Source organism: Bacteroides sp. D2, from assembly GCF_025147085.1.
GTDB lineage: Bacteria > Bacteroidota > Bacteroidia > Bacteroidales > Bacteroidaceae > Bacteroides.
The window spans coordinates 3658117-3677015 of record NZ_CP102261.1 but is presented as its reverse complement, the minus strand read 5'-3'; the positions used below and the strand labels follow the sequence as shown (position 1 = coordinate 3677015).

At 40.4% G+C, this 18899-nt stretch carries 10 protein-coding genes; 6 read left to right on the top strand and 4 right to left on the bottom strand.

Going from position 1 to position 18899, the window contains the following annotated elements; all coding sequences use genetic code 11:
* Positions 1 to 77 precede the first annotated feature (77 nt).
* The 5 genes from NQ505_RS12935 (at position 78) to NQ505_RS12915 (ending at position 5359) form a co-directional block, all read left to right on the top strand.
* Complete coding sequence (locus tag NQ505_RS12935) at positions 78 to 509, top strand: hypothetical protein (RefSeq protein WP_009000719.1); 432 nt, start codon at positions 78 to 80, stop codon at positions 507 to 509.
* A 149-nt stretch (positions 510 to 658) separates the two neighbouring features.
* Entirely contained in the window at positions 659 to 1300 is a 642-nt protein-coding gene (locus NQ505_RS12930; protein WP_009000718.1) for a DedA family protein, read from the top strand.
* 72 nt (positions 1301 to 1372) lie between these two features.
* Positions 1373 to 2020 (top strand): DUF47 domain-containing protein, encoded by a 648-nt coding sequence (locus NQ505_RS12925; protein ID WP_004325331.1) that lies wholly within the window; start codon positions 1373 to 1375, stop codon positions 2018 to 2020.
* Between the two features lie 15 nt (positions 2021 to 2035).
* Entirely contained in the window at positions 2036 to 3052 is a 1017-nt protein-coding gene (locus tag NQ505_RS12920) for an inorganic phosphate transporter (protein WP_004305685.1), read from the top strand.
* Between the two features lie 51 nt (positions 3053 to 3103).
* Complete coding sequence (locus NQ505_RS12915; RefSeq protein WP_009000717.1) at positions 3104 to 5359, top strand: cation:proton antiporter; 2256 nt, start codon at positions 3104 to 3106, stop codon at positions 5357 to 5359.
* A gap of 175 nt (positions 5360 to 5534) precedes the next feature.
* On the opposite strand, the gene NQ505_RS12910 is transcribed toward NQ505_RS12915, so the two are convergent.
* Complete coding sequence (locus NQ505_RS12910) at positions 5535 to 7181, bottom strand: M64 family metallopeptidase (protein WP_032853846.1); 1647 nt, start codon at positions 7179 to 7181, stop codon at positions 5535 to 5537.
* Positions 7182 to 7626: 445 nt separating this feature from the next.
* On the opposite strand from NQ505_RS12910, the gene NQ505_RS12905 reads away from it, so the two are divergent.
* Positions 7627 to 12501, top strand: a complete 4875-nt coding sequence (locus tag NQ505_RS12905; RefSeq protein ID WP_009000715.1) for a RecQ family ATP-dependent DNA helicase — start codon at positions 7627 to 7629, stop codon at positions 12499 to 12501.
* 142 nt (positions 12502 to 12643) lie between these two features.
* On the opposite strand, the gene brxL is transcribed toward NQ505_RS12905, so the two are convergent.
* Genes brxL through NQ505_RS12890 form a run of 3 tightly spaced genes read right to left on the bottom strand, consistent with a single transcriptional unit; the run spans position 12644 to position 18885 of the window.
* Positions 12644 to 14725 carry a BREX system Lon protease-like protein BrxL gene (brxL, locus tag NQ505_RS12900; RefSeq protein WP_009000714.1) on the bottom strand — a complete coding sequence of 694 codons (2082 nt, stop codon included), beginning with the start codon at positions 14723 to 14725 and terminating at the stop codon, positions 12644 to 12646.
* 24 nt (positions 14726 to 14749) lie between these two features.
* Positions 14750 to 17290: a PglZ domain-containing protein gene (locus NQ505_RS12895; RefSeq protein ID WP_009000713.1), complete on the bottom strand. Its 2541-nt coding sequence runs from the start codon at positions 17288 to 17290 to the stop codon at positions 14750 to 14752.
* Entirely contained in the window at positions 17287 to 18885 is a 1599-nt protein-coding gene (locus tag NQ505_RS12890) for an RNA-binding domain-containing protein (protein ID WP_009000712.1), read from the bottom strand. The genes NQ505_RS12895 and NQ505_RS12890 overlap by 4 nt, the downstream gene beginning before the upstream one ends.
* Positions 18886 to 18899: the final 14 nt, after the last annotated feature.

Below are 18899 nucleotides of genomic sequence, written 5' to 3'. Positions count from 1 at the left end.
TAATCACTGATATAATTGTTAATTATGCTTGTGAATATGTATTTCATATAAAAATAGTTTCTACCTTTGCGGCCGTTATGATGAAGTACATATTTTGTATACTATTAGGCGTATTTCTGTGTTGGGGATTCCATCTGATTTCCGACGAAGCACAAGAGGCATACCGGTTAGAAGCCGGTAGTAACGGCATACAAACCTATTCCAATTCATATACCTCTAAAGCTAGCATTATACAACTGGATCAAGAACAGAAACTAGTCAAGACAAAAGAATACGCCGGAAAGCAAAATTACAATAACGATAACGGCGTTTTAAATCCATTTTCCTTCCGCCACCTCTCTCCCTTAAAAATACTAAGATTCAATATTCCTTCTGTCACTATCCGCATACTAAGCTCGCTAAAGATTCAACTTCCTAAAAATCAATGGACAGGTTTTTCATATTATACCAATCTTTTTAAATATTCCGATAGATATCATATCTATTCATTAGGACACATACTCATTTAGCCATTTTATATCTTTTTTCGGCATAGGACAATTCAAGTCTTTTATGCCCCACTTTCTGTTTGCATCCACCATTTGAGTGAAAAAAGAATTCACTATGGTCTGGAAGCCTATAACATTCTTTCATTACAATAATAACCAAAGTATATAAAATGGACTTTTTATTGGATTTTATACTTCATATCGATCAATATATGGTGATGATTGTGCGTGATTATCATGCCTGGACATACGCCATCTTGTTTTTTATCATCTTCTGTGAAACCGGATTAGTGGTCACTCCTTTTCTTCCCGGTGATTCTTTACTCTTCGTTGCAGGAGCCATTTCAGCATTACCCGATATGCCCATCAGCGTGCATATACTTGTCATTATTTTATTTGCCGCTGCCGTATTAGGCGATTCCTGCAATTACATGATAGGACATTTCTTCGGTCGAAAGCTGTTTAATAATCCCAACTCCAGGATATTCAAACAAAGTTATCTGGAGAAAACACACGAGTTCTATAAAAAGTATGGTGGGAAAACAATTATTCTAGCCAGGTTTGTCCCGATAGTACGCACGTTTGCACCTTTCGTAGCAGGAATGGGAAAAATGAATTACTACTATTTTATGATGTATAATTTAGTTGGTGGTGCAGTCTGGGTTGCTGTATTCTGTTATGCTGGTTATTTCTTCGGCGACCTTCCGTTTGTACAGGAAAACCTGAAGTTACTGATTGTAGCCATCATATTTATCTCTGTATTGCCTGCCATCATAGAGGTAGTACGTGCCAAACTAAAATCTCAAAAATAGCAAACTATAATCTGTATTTATTTGTTACTAATATAAATAGAGAAGAAAAAACAATTTAAAGTTTTTACACTTATGAAAAATTCTTTTTTTAGCCGGTTTACTCCAAAGGAGCCCAAATTTTTCCCTTTACTGAAACAGCTATCAGAAGTGCTCTGCGAAGCATCAGTTGTTTTAATAGAAAGCTTGCAACATGACTCACCTACAGAACGTTCGGACTACTACAAAAAAATCAAAGACCTGGAACGGGAAGGCGACAGACTGACACACCTGATTTTTGATGAATTAGGTACTACCTTTATCACTCCTTTCGACCGCGAAGATATTCATGACTTAGCTTCCTGCATGGATGACGTCATTGACGGAATAAACAGTTGTGCCAAACGAATCTCTATTTACAATCCCCGTCCTATTTCAGAGAATGGCAAAGAGTTGAGCCGTTTGATTCAGGAGGAAGCGATCTATATATGCAAAGCCATGGACGAACTCGAAACATTCCGTAAGAAACCGACCCTTCTCCGTGAATATTGTTCCAAACTGCATGAAATCGAGAACCAGGCAGATGATGTATATGAATTCTTTATCACCAAACTTTTCGAAGAGGAAAAAGATTGCATTGAACTTATCAAAATAAAGGAGATCATGCATGAACTGGAAAAAACGACCGATGCCGCAGAGCATGTAGGCAAGATTCTCAAAAATCTGATTGTAAAGTACGCATAAAGCAAGCCGGAACACATGGAATTATTAGTGACTATCATCATTCTGGCTCTGATATTCGATTATATCAACGGCTTTCACGATGCAGCAAACTCAATAGCTACCATCGTATCTACCAGAGTGCTTACTCCCTTTCAAGCTGTAATATGGGCTGCTTTCTTCAATTTCGTAGCCTTTTTCATTGCCAAATATATAATAGGTGGATTCGGTATCGCCAATACAGTATCCAAGACTGTGGTAGAGCAATATATCACCCTGCCCATTATATTAGCAGGAGTTATAGCGGCTATCACCTGGAACCTGGTTACCTGGTGGAAAGGGATTCCGTCTTCTTCCTCACACACCCTTATCGGAGGTTTTGCAGGAGCTGCCATTATGGCAAACGGATTTGAAGCAATTCAGCTTAACATCATTCTTAAAATTGCAGCCTTTATCTTTCTGGCTCCTTTTATCGGAATGGTCATTGCTTTCGGTTTCACCCTGTTTGTCCTCTACATCTGCCGACGCGCACATCCCCACACAGCCGAGCAATGGTTCAAGAGGTTACAACTCGTATCCTCCGCCCTCTTCAGCGTCGGACATGGCTTGAACGATTCACAGAAAGTAATGGGTATTATTGCCGCTGCCATGATAGCCGGCCATTCAATGGGATTGGGCATGGGTATCAACAGCATCAATGACCTTCCCGACTGGGTTGCTTTTTCGTGCTTCACAGCAATTTCACTCGGTACGATGTCCGGTGGCTGGAAGATAGTGAAAACAATGGGAACAAAAATTACCAAGGTAACCCCACTGGAAGGAGTGATTGCCGAAACAGCAGGTGCTTTCACTCTCTACATTACGGAAATGTTGAAAATCCCCGTTAGTACCACACATACTATCACAGGAGCGATTATTGGAGTAGGTGCAACTAAACGCCTCTCTGCCGTTCGTTGGGGAGTAACCAAAAGCCTCATGACTGCCTGGATTCTTACAATTCCAGTCAGTGGACTCTTAGCTGCAGCTATTTATTATATTGTTTCCATCTTTTTATAGATGGAAACATATTATCTATCAGGAATGTTATAATAAATAAACCCACATCTAATGTCACACTTGCCAACTTTGATTGCCGACCTTGCGCTGATATTAATATCGGCCAGTATCATAACCTTGTTGTTCAAATGGCTAAAACAGCCTTTAGTCTTAGGTTACATTATTGCCGGATTGCTGGCAGGTCCTTATATTAATATTTTCCCTACAGTGGGAGATATTGAGAATATCAATATATGGGCAGAAATAGGTGTTATATTCCTGCTCTTTGCACTCGGACTGGAGTTTAGTTTTAAGAAGCTCATGAATGTAGGTTCCACAGCTTTTATAACGGCTATCACCGAAGTAATCAGTATGTTGCTCATTGGATATTTGGTGGGACAATTATTAGGATGGGGCACAATGAATTCCATTTTCCTGGGGGGAATGTTGTCTATGTCGTCCACTACAATCATTATCAAAGCCTTCAATGATCTGGAATTGCGTAACCAACGTTTTACCGGTATCGTATTCGGTACTCTGGTAGTGGAAGACCTGATTGCTATCTTAATGATGGTGCTTCTTTCCACAATGGCAGTGAGTCAAGACTTTGTGGGTGAAGATTTGCTGATAAGTGTGCTCAAGGTCGTTTTCTTTTTAATCCTGTGGTTTCTCATAGGTATCTTCGTTATTCCGGCCTTTCTCAAAAAAGCAAAGAAGTTGATGAATAACGAAACTCTTCTGATTGTCTCTCTCGGTCTTTGTCTGGGAATGGTGGTATTGGCTACTTACACAGGTTTTTCAACAGCGCTAGGAGCATTTATCATGGGATCTATCCTTGCCGAAACCATCGAGGCCGAACATATCGAACATATCATACAACCGGTAAAAGATCTCTTCGGAGCTATCTTTTTCGTTTCGGTCGGTATGCTGGTGAATCCGGCTGTATTGGTAGAATACGCCTGGCCTGTCATCATCATTACACTGGTTACCATTATCGGCAAAGCCATTTTCTCTTCGTTTGGCGTACTCTTATCCGGAGAACCACTGAATACTTCCATCAAATCCGGATTCAGCCTGGCACAAATCGGAGAGTTTGCTTTCATCATTGCTGGACTGGGTGTTTCGCTCAAAGTGCTTGATCCGTTTATTTCACCTATCATTGTGGCTGTATCTGTTATCACCACTTTCACGACTCCTTACTTTATCCGTTTAGCCAATCCTTTTGCCGAATGGCTTTACAAAATATTGCCTACTAAAGTACAGGAGACATTAGATCGTTATGCTTCCGGCAAGAAGACCATGAACCACGATAGTGACTGGAAGAAATTACTAAAAAACATGATTGGGAGAGTTGTTATCTATAGCGTACTGCTCACTGCTATTTGGCTGCTGTCGATACAAATCATTTATCCCGCCATCAGCGAAATGTTTGCTCCTGTCACTGTATGGATCAACCTGGTGATGTGTCTGGGTACTCTTCTACTTATGACTCCTTTTTTATGGGCGCTCATCTCCAACAAATACAACTCTTCGGAATTATTCCTGAAGCTATGGAGAGACGAGAATTACAATCACGGACGCCTGGTTTCCCTGGTCCTGGGACGTGTATCTGTTGCTCTTTTCTTTATCACTAGTGTAGTCATCAGCTACTTTAAACTAAACTGGGGAATAAGTGTGATTATTGCCATAGCCGTGGTAGCATTGATTCTTATTCTTAGGGAAGACCTCACGCAATATTCACGATTGGAAACAAGATTCCTTGCCAATCTTAACCGACGGGAAGAGGTAGCTAAAAAACGGCACCCGCTAAAAACAAGTTTCAATAGCGAATTCAATGATAAAGACCTTGATTTGACATCTATCCTCGTATCGCCTTATTCCGATTACATCGGCAAGTCTTTAGGAGAACTTTCATTCAGGCAAAATTTTGGAGTAAATGTCGTCGCAATCACTCGTGGCGATCTGAACATATATATACCGAAAAGCTCTGAACACATCTATCCGCAGGATAAATTGACAGTAGTTGGTACAGATACGCAATTACAGGAATTCAGAAATAGAATAGAAGATGTAAAAAATACATCAGATATGGATGCAGTGGATAAAAAGATAACTCTCCACTCTTTCACGGTAGACGAAGAATTCCGCTTTTTAAATCAGACCATCGCTCAGTCTCATTTAGGAGAGAAGCATGACAGTATTGTTGTAGCTATTGAACGAAATGACGAACTGATTACCCTGGATAAAGACACAACTTTCCAATTAGGAGATCTCGTTTGGATTGTGGGCAACCGGGAAAAGATTAGAAAAATACTGTACTTAACGTAATTGGTATCTAAGCCAGAATGGAATACAAAAGTAAAGTACCCACTATACAACAGCTTCAATGTTTCTGTACAGGCTGTATACTGCAATAAAGTTCTGATTCAAAATAAATACGTTACATATAAAGTCCAGATGAGGCTGAACTCAAAACTAAATTTGAAGTTCAGCCTCATCTGCTTTAGTTATTTAACATTCTATTTACAAAGTGAGGACGTGTGAATGGCTTACTTGGTCCTACTGTTGATTTAGTACTGCGCGTTTGTGATTTATTCTGCAAATCAAATACGGCAAACTCCTCATAAGACATTTGTTTACGCAAACTTCTTTCCATTATTTTATCATATATCGCTTTACGGGAAGGAGCATTAAATCCCTCGGTATTACTATTCATCATACTCTCTTCTGAAGGACGATACGCACCTTTTATATAAGTACATGCCCCTTCAAATACTCCCAGTTTTTCTGACGCATACCGATTATCATTCAAGAAAGCAGACCAAAGTACCTGAGATGGATCGGATGTAAAATCAACATTCTGCGCCCATCCTAATGTCTGCAGATATTGTACATTTTTTATTTCTTTAGAAGAAATAGTCCCATTTTCCTGATAAGCATACTCATCTTCCAATTTGGCAAAACCATGTCCAACAGCCTCGTGTACAAGTACCTGCCTGAAACTTTCACTTTGCAAATCGTATATCACCGGGCAATAAGCAATAGCAAACTCAACCACTTTCGTCTGATTAGTATAACCAAAATAAGTAGTTCCTGCATACACAGGAGAATTTAGAATTACAACAGCCAATGTTTCACTCATATCTATATTATCCACGCATTGTACATAACGTTGTACAGCATTATCTTCACCGGAAATCCCCGTACTGTTTCCACCCGCCAGTTCACAACCAAGCGCTGTTTCATATCCTGTACCAAAAATATTGTGTTTCGAAACCGCAGTTACTGCATATACATTAAAATAATCTCGAAGTGACTTGATGGGTTCTTCCGTAAAAAGATTCTCAAAAGCTTTGTCCATAACCGCATCATAAGTTCCATCGTTAATTTCAGTATCTATAAATCCATCGCCCATAAGCACAATAGGAAGCCCTTTTCCCAACTTTGCTGTTTGCAGAACACGTACTTTTTTATCTGACGAATAATCAGTAGATTCACTAGCCACTTCCCCCCTTTGTATGATAGTAACCATCTCTACTACGATCGATTCCATATCAGTTACTTTCACAAAGTAGATATAGGCAGTACGGGAAACACCATCAGTATTAGGCAATACAGTCAGGTTAAGCATATAGGAAGAGGATGCACGAGTTTTTGTCTCCTGTGTCAGCCAAGTGCCAGTACCCAAAGAACCATAAATCAACAATTCATCTTCAGCTATATTCGTAGAGAATCTAATATCCAATTCCCCACCTTCAACAGATACATTATATATATTCTGCTCAAGATTCACAAATTCTGCCGATTCCTGCTCTATGGTAATGTCTTGCGTCAATGTCCCAGAAGTTAATGTAAGTGTTGCTGTACGTACATTTCCTGTTATATTCTCACTGATAGCAGTAAGCGTAATATTGCACGTACCCGCTTCTCCCGAAACCGGAGCGATTGTAAACCAATCCGCAACTGTACTCGCCTTCCATTCACGGGTACTCGTAAAACTGATTGTTACCTGCGAACCTTTAGCCGAACCCATCACGACATCTCCGACATTCTCTATCGAAAAGTTAGGATCTACTTCATCTTCAGTACAGGATACTATAAAAAACAAAAACAAGGGAAATAATAGAAGATAAATTGTTCTCATACCCATTACATGTTATTTGGTTATACCAAAGATAAGCTACATTTTCATTACCAGAAAATTTATTCGACAAATCGCCCTAAAAAAAAGACGTACGGACTTTTTTTTGAACTTTCCGATATAGAATAATAGTCATTCAGCAATTTTATTTCACCTCTTCAAAATCAACATGATATATCTATTAGCGACTTGCGTACATGTGTTGCAAATATAACGCAAATCCGAAAATAAGCATTCACAAGCAACAACAGTTCTTGCCCACAAAAATATGATATTCATAAACAACGGGATGTAAACGCATAAAAATCAAAAGAAAGCGGTTATTTTAACAGATTCTTCGGTTTTATCCTTACCTTTGTATGTGATATTGAGTTATTGTACTCGAACAATAATAAGAAAACCATGTAGATACATAACAAATTCAAATTATAAAACAATTTATTATATTGAATATATGTCAATATGGAGCAAACTTATAGGAATCAAGAAAACTGAGGACAGAAACAATGCCATCGGTAATAAAATTACATCTGTACCATTTAGTGCCCCAAACTATGCCATAGTAGATGTTGAAGTTGGCTTGAAAGATCATAAAATCCATGATATAGGGGCACTCCTACATGATGGCACGACATTCCATAAAACTTCCAAAGATGAATTGTTTAGTTTTCTTTGTGATATAGACTACATCTGCGGTCACAATATCATTCATCATGATGCCAAATATCTGTTCACGGATAAAACATGCCGCTGGATTTTAGTTGATACACTTTATGTCTCGCCTTTATTGTTCCCGGAACGCCCTTACCATAGGCTTGTGAAAGATGACAAACTGATTAGTGAACAGATGAACAATCCGGTGAACGATTGCAAGAAAGCAAACGACTTGTTACTGGACGAAATAGCATGCTGGAATTCATTGCCGAAAGAAAAGCGCATACTATTCGCATCGCTACTAAAGGGCAAAAAAGAGTTTGAGGGATTTCTCCGCATAATGAATGCGGAGTATATCAATGAAGGAATACCTGAACTTATAAAAAAACTGTATGCAGGAAAGATTTGCCAACATGCTGACCTTGACATGCTCATCGAACAATATCCATGCGGATTGGCATACGCATTGGCTCTAATTGATACTACTGATTACCGTTCCATCACTCCCGGATGGGTACTTTACAATTATCCGGAAGTGGAATTTATTGTAAAACTCCTGCGCCACACCAGTTGCCGGGAAGGCTGTGACTACTGCAATACGCAACTGGACGTGCTTCATAACTTAAAAGTATTTTTCGGATATGAACGCTTTCGAACATACGAAGGCGAGCCACTGCAAGAACAAGCAGCTCAAGCTGCGGTAAAAGGCAAATCGTTGTTGGCGATATTTCCTACTGGTGGAGGCAAATCACTTACCTTCCAGTTACCAGCACTCATGGCAGGACGTTCTGTACACGGGCTTACGGTTGTTATCTCCCCCTTACAGTCACTAATGAAAGACCAAGTAGACAACCTTGCCGACAGAGGCATCACGGATGCCGTGACCATAAATGGAATGTTAGACCCCATCACAAGAGCACTGTCCATACAAAGAGTACAAGACGGAGAAGCCTCACTTTTGTATATATCTCCCGAAATGCTTCGTTCAAAAACTATCGAGAAAATATTGATAGCACGCCACGTTGTAAGATTTGTGATAGACGAAGCGCATTGCTTTTCTTCATGGGGGCAGGATTTCAGGGTTGACTATCTCTACATAGGTAAATTCATCCGAGAATACCAGCAAAAGAAAAAATGCAAGAATCCAATACCCGTATCCTGCTTTACGGCTACGGCAAAACAAAAAGTAGTACAAGACATCTGCGACTATTTCAAACAAACATTGAATTTAGACTTAGAATTATTCGCATCAACAGCCTCAAGAACAAATCTGCGTTATTCCGTCATACATGCCGATAGTGACAATGATAAATATTTAAAGTTAAGAGAACTTGTGGCTGAATCCAATTGTCCGACAATCATTTACGTATCACGTACCAAACGGACTGAAGAACTGGCAACCAAATTGACTCGTGACGGTTATAAGGCACTACCTTTCAATGGTAAAATGGAATCAGATGAAAAAATTGCCAACCAAGATGCATTCATGAATGACCAAGTACACATCATCGTGGCTACGTCTGCATTTGGTATGGGAGTCGACAAAAAAGATGTCGGTCTTGTGGTACATTATGACATTTCCGATTCGCTGGAGAACTACGTTCAAGAAGCAGGTAGAGCCGGTCGTGATCCCAGCCTCAGCGCGCGTTGTTATGTGCTTTATAGTGACAATGATTTGGACAAGCATTTTATACTATTGAACCAAACAAAACTAAGCATCAGTGAAATACAACAGGTATGGAAAGCCATAAAAGACCTTACCAGACAACGTATGAAAGTCAGCTGTTCTGCATTGGAAATTGCCCGGCAGGCAGGATGGGACGATTCGGTATCTGATATTGAAACCCGTGTACGAACAGCATTAGCAGCTTTGGAACAAAGTGGATACTTGATAAGAGGAAATAATGTGCCTCACGTATATGCCACAGGCATCACGGTAAAGAATATGGATGAAGCAAGAAAGCGCATATCAATGTCATTGCTCTTCGACCGTGACGAAATAGAAAAGGCAGTCCGAATCATCAAATCATTGATATCCCAAAAACACATTGCCAAAGCCCAAGATTCAGAAGCAGAGTCGCGGATTGATTATCTGGCAGACATTTTGGGAATAAGCAAAAGAGAAGTTATATCCGTAGTGGAACGAATGCGACAAGAAGGCATATTGGCAGACAGCAAAGATATATCTGCTTATTTACTGGATGCAGGTGACTCGGAACGAAAGTCGCAAACACTCCTCGAACGTTTTGCAAAACTTGAACAATATATCCTCAACCATATTCCTGACGAGTCTTTGCGAATATCATGCAAGCAACTGAATGACAATGCAGTAAACAACGGGATCAATACATCCAAAGAAAAAGATATTCGGACACTACTCTATTTCCTCACCGTCAAGGGCTATACCCGCAAAAAAGAGGATGCGGTTCGTAATATAGAAATAAGTCGTCAGGCAGACTTGGAATCAACCATCAAGCGTTTTGAAAAACGATTGGAAATTAGTCGTTTCGCCATAGAATGGCTATACAGGATCGCCTCAGATACGGAAACGGGAAATTCACCCAATAAGGCTATCCAATTTTCTGTAGTAGAACTTCTGAATCAAATAAAATCAAGCCCCCAATCCCTTTTCGGCGGACTTGATGACATTCAATTGGAAGACGTGGAAGAAGCACTTCTGTACTTATCAAAAATTGGTGCACTAAAACTTGAAGGCGGTTTCCTGGTTCTTTATAACGCCATGAATATCCAAAGAATAAAGGACAACAAATCAAGATACAAGCAGGATGATTACCGGATGCTCAACGAATTCTACAAACAGAAGATTCAGCAAGTACATATTGTGGGCGAATATGCTAATCTGATGGTTAGGGATTACAATACAGCCCTGCGATATGTTCAAGACTATTTCCAAATGGATTACAGGAAGTTTGTTACAAAATACTTCAAAGGGGACAGAGTAAGCGAAATACAACGTAACTTGACGCCACAAAAATACAAGCAGTTGTTCGGGCAGCTATCCAAACGTCAAATGGAGATTATTTCCGATAAGGATTCACGTTGCATTGTGGTTGCAGCCGGACCAGGCAGCGGGAAAACACGAGTATTGGTTCACAAACTTGCCTCACTTCTGCTACTTGAAGACGTAAAACACGAGCAACTTCTGATGTTGACATTTTCAAGGGCAGCGGCTACTGAATTCAAACAGAGACTCATGGAATTGATAGGCAATGCAGCCCATTTTATTGAAATAAAGACATTCCACTCCTATTGTTTCGACCTTTTGGGGCGAATAGGAAATCTTGAAGATGCAAAAAGTGTCGTTGCAAAAGCAGCCGAAATGATCTGTCAAGGAGAAGTAGAGCCAAACAAAATAGGCAAGACGGTACTGGTCATAGACGAAGCTCAGGATATGGGAGTCGAAGAATATGCACTGTTAAGGGCCTTGATGGCCAACAACGAAGAAATGCGTGTGATAGCAGTGGGAGATGATGACCAAAACATCTATGAATTCCGTGGATCTGATTCCGACTATATGTACCGACTAACACAAGAAAACGGAAGTAAATTTGTCGAGATGACCGAAAATTACCGCAGTGCACACCATCCGGTGAATTTTGCCAACGGATTCTTGAGAACCATTGATAAAAGAATAAAAAGTACGCCAATTATCTCCATGAGAAAAGAAGAGGGTTGGGTCGAAGTAACACGCCATCAATCAAAGTATATGTATCAGCCACTCGTTGAAAAATTACTTCAACATAAAGACAAAGGCACTTCGTGTGTACTCACCCAAACAAACGAAGAGGCTGTTATCCTGATGGCTCTTTTGCGGAAACATGGCATAAATAGCAAATTAATACAGTCGATGGACGGTTTGCGCTTCTGGAATATGGCCGAAATAAGGTATCTCTTGCGGTATATAGACAAACGAGCAAAAACCCCTCTAATTCCAGAAGAATTATGGGAGGAAGCCAAACATGCAACCTTTTCTGCTTATGATGGTAGTCTAAGTCTGACATATGTAAAGCGTTGTGTAGAGCAGTTTGAACAAACCAACAAAGCAAAATACCTCTGTGACTTCAAAGAGTTTGTATTTGAATCATCGGTGGAAGACTTTTGTGATGTTTCAGGAGCAGAAGTAGTGGTATCAACCATTCATAAAGCCAAGGGTAGAGAGTTTGACGACGTGTATATACTAGTATCTGATAATTATTCAAAAGATGCCTATCTGATGCGCAAATACTATGTAGGAATAACTCGTGCGAAAAACCGGCTGTTTATACACACGAACGGTGACTGCTTTAATCGTTTAAGTACAGATCGATATTTTGTCGACCAACGACAGTATGACATGCCCGAAGAAATCGTACTACAGCTCTCACATAAAGATGTCTATCTAGGATTCTTCAAAGAACGTAAGCAGGAAGTTTTAGCATTAAGAGGTGGGGATTCTTTGAATTATAATGATTTCTTTTTGTATAGCTCATCAACTAATAAACCTGTAGCAAGGTTATCATTAAAAATGCAAGACACATTATCAGAGTGGGAAGAAAGAGGTTATAAGGTGAAATCCGCATCTGTACGGTTCGTTGTAGCATGGAAGCCCAAAGATGCACAAAAAAATGAATCAGAAACAGCTGTTCTTTTAGCAGATTTGGTTCTTTCTTTGTAAGTCAAGATAATTCCTGCGAAAGAAGTAGCTAACAAAGTAAATTGTACCCTAGGGAATAAGAAAAAGTGTCAATCTTATTAAAACATCAAAATGAAAAGCAACAGACTCTTTAAAAAGACTTACTTAGTTTACTCATATTTATCTATTTATCCTTAGTGAATGTAACCATAAACTCTTTGCATTTACGTTTATCCGGCCGAGTGGCTGCAACAGAATACGGACTATACTTCTCGTATATATCAAGTCCACGCCCCATTGAAATTACCCAACCATTGTCGGCCTTGATACAACGATCGTGAAATTCACGGAAATTATAATCAAACTCAATGCCATAGCCAATCATATCGTTTTTTATGTCATCCAGTTTATCTATGAGATCAGGTAACTTATCTTCTTCTTCATTGGTCACCAGATGCACTTTAAGGTCATCTACGTCGCGGGTATCAATGAGCATCGTCAGAAACTCCATGAGATTCTTTACTTGCCAACTTGTTCGGATGAACGGGTCTTCAATCGTGATTTCAGTTGCATCCTTAAGATATTCGGCAAAGAGAGACTGATAAGTGACCCCAGTCTGTCCTAAACGGAAGAACTGATTCTTTTCCTGTAAAGGAATGAATCTTTTGCGAGACTGTCGTTCTGAAGAAGGCTCTACTTGCATTGTTGTTTCAGTTCCTTCTTGGAAAAGCGGAATATCGCTATCATCCAAATTTGCCATAATAGTAGATTCTTGGTGAATATTGTTAGGGATGATAAGTGCATTACTCACCTTCTCTAGAGTCTCCACATTAATTTCTACACCATCTTTCTCACGCACGTATCTGAACTTGGCAGGCTCTGCATTAAATGTCTCATCCACAATATATAACTGGTCTTTGACACGCTTACGGCTTTCGGCAGCAAAGTCTATCAACTCAAATGCCTCTTCGTCCGTCATGTTACCATCCGGATAAATCAACTTCACCATACCGGAAAATGTTTTCCGGATGGCCAAGTGATCACGTTCAGACAGGGAACCATCAAACTTAGCATAATCCTTCAATAATGCGGTCAAATCTTTATTGCGCAGTTCGTGCATAATGGCTGCTATGTAATCGGTAATCAGACCGTATCCTTTTGAGAAGCTATCTTTCTTCAGCATCCTAATCTCCCAACCCGGGTTGTAGAGGTGGATACGATCTAAAAAAGCTCCCTTGATAAACGAGGTAGGAATTGATTCAAAAAGATGGCTATTCTTTAGCATATAAGGAACCGTGTGCTTCGTATTACCCACAAAGCAAATAGAAGCGGAAGCCTCATGCGTACCCTTACCGCGGTTGAATGACTTATTGGCCAGATAATTTTGCATGGTATCAATCAATACCGCATCTACGGCGCGGCCTTTTTGCTGCTCAAATTCATCCCAAGCCACTACGTCCCAATAGCCTACCAATCCTAAAATCTCTTTATTACCACTCATCTTGACAAACAGTCGGGGACTGGTTACATCACCACCACTCACTAAAACACCGTATGGTGACAGTTCCTGAAAGACATGACTCTTACCGGTTCCTTTAGGTCCTAATTCCATAAAGTTAAAATTATTCTCAACATGAGGGAGTAGACGAGCTAACGTAATAAACTTCTCACGACGATTTAAGGTGTCGGGGTTCAACCCAACGGTATGCATCATGAAGTCCAACCACTCCTCCGTGGTAAAGTTCTTGCGTTTATCTATATAATCTTGAACATCCACATTGGATATTTGTACAGGCTTCAGGGTTTGAATTTCCCAGCGCACTTTAATATCTTCGCCTGATATATAGCCAATAGTGACGATACACCAAACACCATTTCCAGATAAGAGCTTGGGATTGTTTGTCACATATTGAGTGCCAATAGGCACATTAGTAAGACCTAAGTTAGCAAAATGAGCTTGGTATTCGTCCGCTTTCTCATTGAGAGTAACAGTCACCTTATCAATGATACGATGGCAACCCTGCTCACGGATTTTACCCTTAATGACTTCTGACTCCGCGCGATGCACATAATTATCTTGGATCACTTGTCTCACTTTTTCCAAACCTTCTTCTATGGTTGCTTCGTCATCACAGGCGCAATACTGCCCAAGCAGATACTCCAATACGTATGTAGGTACAGGGAGCCCTCCCTTTACAAGAAAAGCCAAATCTTTACGAACCACTTTACCTAAGAAAGCATTCATTATTTTCTGTTGTAGTGTCATATCAAAAAACTTAATCACTAATACTTAAAAGTCTTGTTCTATCATTGTATTATTCTTCACCACTTCACGAATAAGTGGATTCAAACAGTCTTCTTCATCATACACACGTAGTTGTAGCATACCTGAATGTACTGAATGATTCAAGATCAGCACAACCTCGTATACTCTGTTATTCAAATTGATCGTATCAGCACTGTCAAGCGTAATGGTTTGCTTTCCGGTTACGGGTGTATCGCCTTGATACACTTGACAAACGACCTTACGTTCAACTACCGTCATGGAAACCGCTTCACTTTGTATCAATTGAAATTTCAATCTACTGCTTACCATCACGAGATTGTGATCAACCAATGCCACACCCACTTTATTAGTCTTATCAGAGCGTTTCTGCGAACTATGAATCACGGGAATAAGCATTTCCTGCAAGGTCGCTCCGCCATGGGCAAAGCTGTATCCACCAGAAGCAGCCAAACGGTTGGTACCCATAGGTACTCCTATATATATAGGAGTCTCGGCTTTCATACCCGATACTTTGTCCAATGGCATTGTCACCACCCCTTCTTGCGCGCTAACTTGATCACTCACGTAGTAACGCGTTTTCTTCTCGATAATACCCGCAACTGTCACCGCATGTTTATCCTTCTCTGCAAATTCCACGTCATTGTAGAGAAAACCATGGTCGGCTGTCAGCACAACATTCGTCACATTCCAAGAGGCATGAAGGCGACGAACCAGCACAGCGAGCTGTTCAATAGCCTTGCGACAAGCCGCAATTACATCTCCGGCTCCAGCCCCGTGACTAGCAGCGTCAATTGTATCATGGAAGATATAAACCAACGGACTTTTAAATAGTGCGCGTGCTGTTTTTACATCTGCTTTGATTACAGTTTCATAGTCTACACAACAAGCACTTTCTTTGTATTTGGCCACCTGTGCCGAACGGCTCTCTAATGTGTCTAATACTTCACCATCTACCAGCATTTCTTTGTTCTTCCATATCAATGAAGTATGAGGCAGAAGAGCCGGCTTGCAGTATTTGGTTTCAGTAGGCAGCATGGCACGATATGCAGATAGTTTTGCTATATGTTTCTCTTTAGCCAGTTCCTGCATCAGTTCTGCCGCCACTTCATAGCGTAGCGCATCAGAGATGATTACTACCTGCTTGCTGTTACTGACACATTCATTAGCATAAAAATCCTCTTGTTTTTTCAACGACAGGTCGTTAAAGTAGTTCCCTTTTTCTATCACACAGATCATCCATTCCAGATTGAAGACATTAACCATACGTGCATACTCTCCATCAAACTGTTGTTTCAGTCCATTCAAACAAGTAAGTATAGGAACATCCTTTGACAACAATTCATGATATTCCTCCAATGCACAACGATAGAAGGTGTCAAGCCTATACAAGTCGTTCGTATAGAGTTGCACATAAGCTTCCGGAGTATTCAACTTCAGGCTACCCAGTCCTCTTACCATTTCATAATAAAAGGCCATTTGCATCAAGAAGCTTATAGCTTGTTGAAGCACACTATCGGCAGGAAGTTTTTGGGAAAGCAAACGCAAACGTTCTTGCATTTCTGCAGGTTCTGTCACGAATTTGCTACCGGCAATTTCTTGCAAAATAGGCCAACCTAATTCTTCCGTCAAGTAATAGAAGGAAGCATCCATGCCATAAATGGTTGTCAGTTCCTTTTCCCGAATATCAGCACCTAGTTCTTTCATCACTTTCGTGAATTTATCTGCAAACTCCCGGTCACGTGTGCCCAGTTCATAGATACGATTCATTTGTTCAAGTGCTATACTGCTCTTTATTTTGTAAGCCTTGTAGGAATCATCGGCAATCACATCAAGAAGTTGGGTGATGCTATTATACTTCAAACTCTCCACCAACTCTTTCACCTTCGCCTCTTGGTTGGGTTTGTAACTGAATCCAAATATCTTAGTCAAACGCTCATCGACCGCTGTCTTGGCATCCTTGTTTCGTTCCAACTTATGATAGAAATCCAACCGTTTCTTATTTTCTGAATCCAATCCGAGTATGAACATTCTTATGATGATGTTTTCCCATTCCAAGAGCCTCTTTTCACCCAGATAAGAAGAAATAAAACCGCGGACTACTACATCCTCACTGAATGCTTCCGGCATAAACCGATCTTTCAGCATTGCATTTATCTTATTCGACATCAATTCACCGATATGGCGGCTGATAAAGGCGCGATATTTCTCTGGAAGTTTATATTGTTGCATGAACGCGGCATAATCTTCCTCTTTATATTCCATGTTAGCTTTCAGCATGTCCATAAGAGGGAATCTGAGCTGTTGTTCCTCACTCATGGGATAGGTGCCTAATGGGAAGAGTAATACCACACGTTTCTCTTTCCATGCGTATTCAATGTTATATTTAGTGTTGAACCAAGCTCCATCAAATACTTTATAGATATATTCAGTTTCCCACGAACAGTCTGCCAAATCATTCATAATGATATTCGCCTTGTCGAAGATGAAAAGCACATGCAACTGCGGGTTACGCTGAAAATAACTGTATATTCTTTCTTGAGTCATAATGATTGCTTCTTTTTATACTTTTGATTCATATCAAAAGGGTTATCGGGAATGGTTCGCTCCAAATACCCTGCTTCTACTAATTCGGTAACATATCTTTTGATATTACTATTATGATATTTCACTCCTACCCTCTCAAGTATCTCCCGACTACTTCTCGGTACACTACAAAAGTTTACTATATCCTTTTGTTTATTGGAAAGTTTCATCTGATGAGTGTTAGGGCATTCATCAGAAGTGTTAGGGGTAGTGTCTAAGTGCTCCGAAAAAGTGTTAGGGCATTCATCGGAAGTGTTAGGGGTAGTGTCTAAGTGCTCTGGAAAAGTGTTAGGGGTAGTGTCAGAGTCAGCTAGATTACTATCCAAGTCTTTGTTCCTCTTTATGGTAATCAAAAACTCGTGTATCCGCTCATCATTCGTGAACTCTACTTGCACCCCTTCCTCCAAGGCACGTTGAATACCACTACCTGCACCTGTATAGGGAAGAAGATAGATAGCATTGCTAAAAAGGAAGTTGTTACGGGGCATAGAGGTGCCATTGGTTATGTCTTCTACTTGCAAGCCGTTAGGCAACGTGCCCGGACTGTGAATTTCAACTCTGTTATCAAAGATAAAGATACGTATGGGGGCTTTCCAATTCAGCGAACGATGGACCAGTGCATTTACTACAAACTCCATCAGACTCACGTATGGAATCTCAAGCTCGCCCAATGAATTGAACTCTTTTTTCACTTGTACATTCTTGAGGTTGCGAGTGAAGAAAGACATAATGGTCTCAAATTGGTGCAGAAGATTTCCTTCCATTACTGCATCGTTCACCTTGTCTCGAAAGACCTTGCCTCCAATTGAATTACCTACATAGCTGATGCATTTCGCTGTCATCACAGGCAACCAACGCTGGGTGTACTTACCAAAGAGCAATATGGCAGCCACTGTAAGGCTCCCATCCGGACGGATAAAACGCAGGTTGCGCATCAGTTTATTAAGATCATGTCCTTTGGCAATCGTATTGGCTATCTCATCAAGTGACGCTTCCTGCAAAGCATCGCCAATCATTCCTTTTTTCTCCAATACCATAGCAAAACGGTTTTGCAGGAACTGCTTGATAGTGTCTTCATCTAAATCATCCAACATGGCATCTTTAACGGCGGCTTCATCGGGAGTAAAGCTACCGCACTCGGTCATCATCTCCGCCAACTCCGCATTATCGAAAACCTTACGCTTATCCGCTCCATTTTTCATCCACACGATACCTTTATTATCATGGTAGGGCTTGTTAATTCCTTCCTTAATAGTAGCTATCACTACACTGCCGCCTTCAACGCTGACCGTATCTATCTCAAGTAGGATATTGGGCACCACATTCTCCGAAGCCATATTGCTCAGTAGATTGGTGGTTTCCTGCACTTCGGCATACGACAACGGATTAAAAGCTCCTGTCTTGTCGTTAATACCAATGACAAGTTGCCCTCCGCGAGCATTACTCATGGCAACTAGCTCGCAGCCTATATCATATTTATCCAAGATACGTTCTTTAAACTGTACCTTGCTCACTTCGCCGAGGTCTCTGAGTTTCTGTATATCTTCTGCGGTCATATGTAATTACAATT

What these genes read in the sequence shown, in the direction of transcription:
- NQ505_RS12935 (WP_009000719.1), top strand. Translation starts at nt 78, where the DNA reads ATGATGAAGTACATATTTTGTATACTATTAGGCGTATTTCTGTGTTGG.
- NQ505_RS12930 (WP_009000718.1), top strand. Translation starts at nt 659, where the DNA reads ATGGACTTTTTATTGGATTTTATACTTCATATCGATCAATATATGGTG.
- NQ505_RS12925 (WP_004325331.1), top strand. Translation starts at nt 1,373, where the DNA reads ATGAAAAATTCTTTTTTTAGCCGGTTTACTCCAAAGGAGCCCAAATTT.
- NQ505_RS12920 (WP_004305685.1), top strand. Translation starts at nt 2,036, where the DNA reads ATGGAATTATTAGTGACTATCATCATTCTGGCTCTGATATTCGATTAT.
- NQ505_RS12915 (WP_009000717.1), top strand. Translation starts at nt 3,104, where the DNA reads ATGTCACACTTGCCAACTTTGATTGCCGACCTTGCGCTGATATTAATA.
- NQ505_RS12910 (WP_032853846.1), bottom strand. Translation starts at nt 7,181, where the DNA reads ATGGGTATGAGAACAATTTATCTTCTATTATTTCCCTTGTTTTTGTTT.
- NQ505_RS12905 (WP_009000715.1), top strand. Translation starts at nt 7,627, where the DNA reads ATGTCAATATGGAGCAAACTTATAGGAATCAAGAAAACTGAGGACAGA.
- brxL (WP_009000714.1), bottom strand. Translation starts at nt 14,725, where the DNA reads ATGACACTACAACAGAAAATAATGAATGCTTTCTTAGGTAAAGTGGTT.
- NQ505_RS12895 (WP_009000713.1), bottom strand. Translation starts at nt 17,290, where the DNA reads ATGACTCAAGAAAGAATATACAGTTATTTTCAGCGTAACCCGCAGTTG.
- NQ505_RS12890 (WP_009000712.1), bottom strand. Translation starts at nt 18,885, where the DNA reads ATGACCGCAGAAGATATACAGAAACTCAGAGACCTCGGCGAAGTGAGC.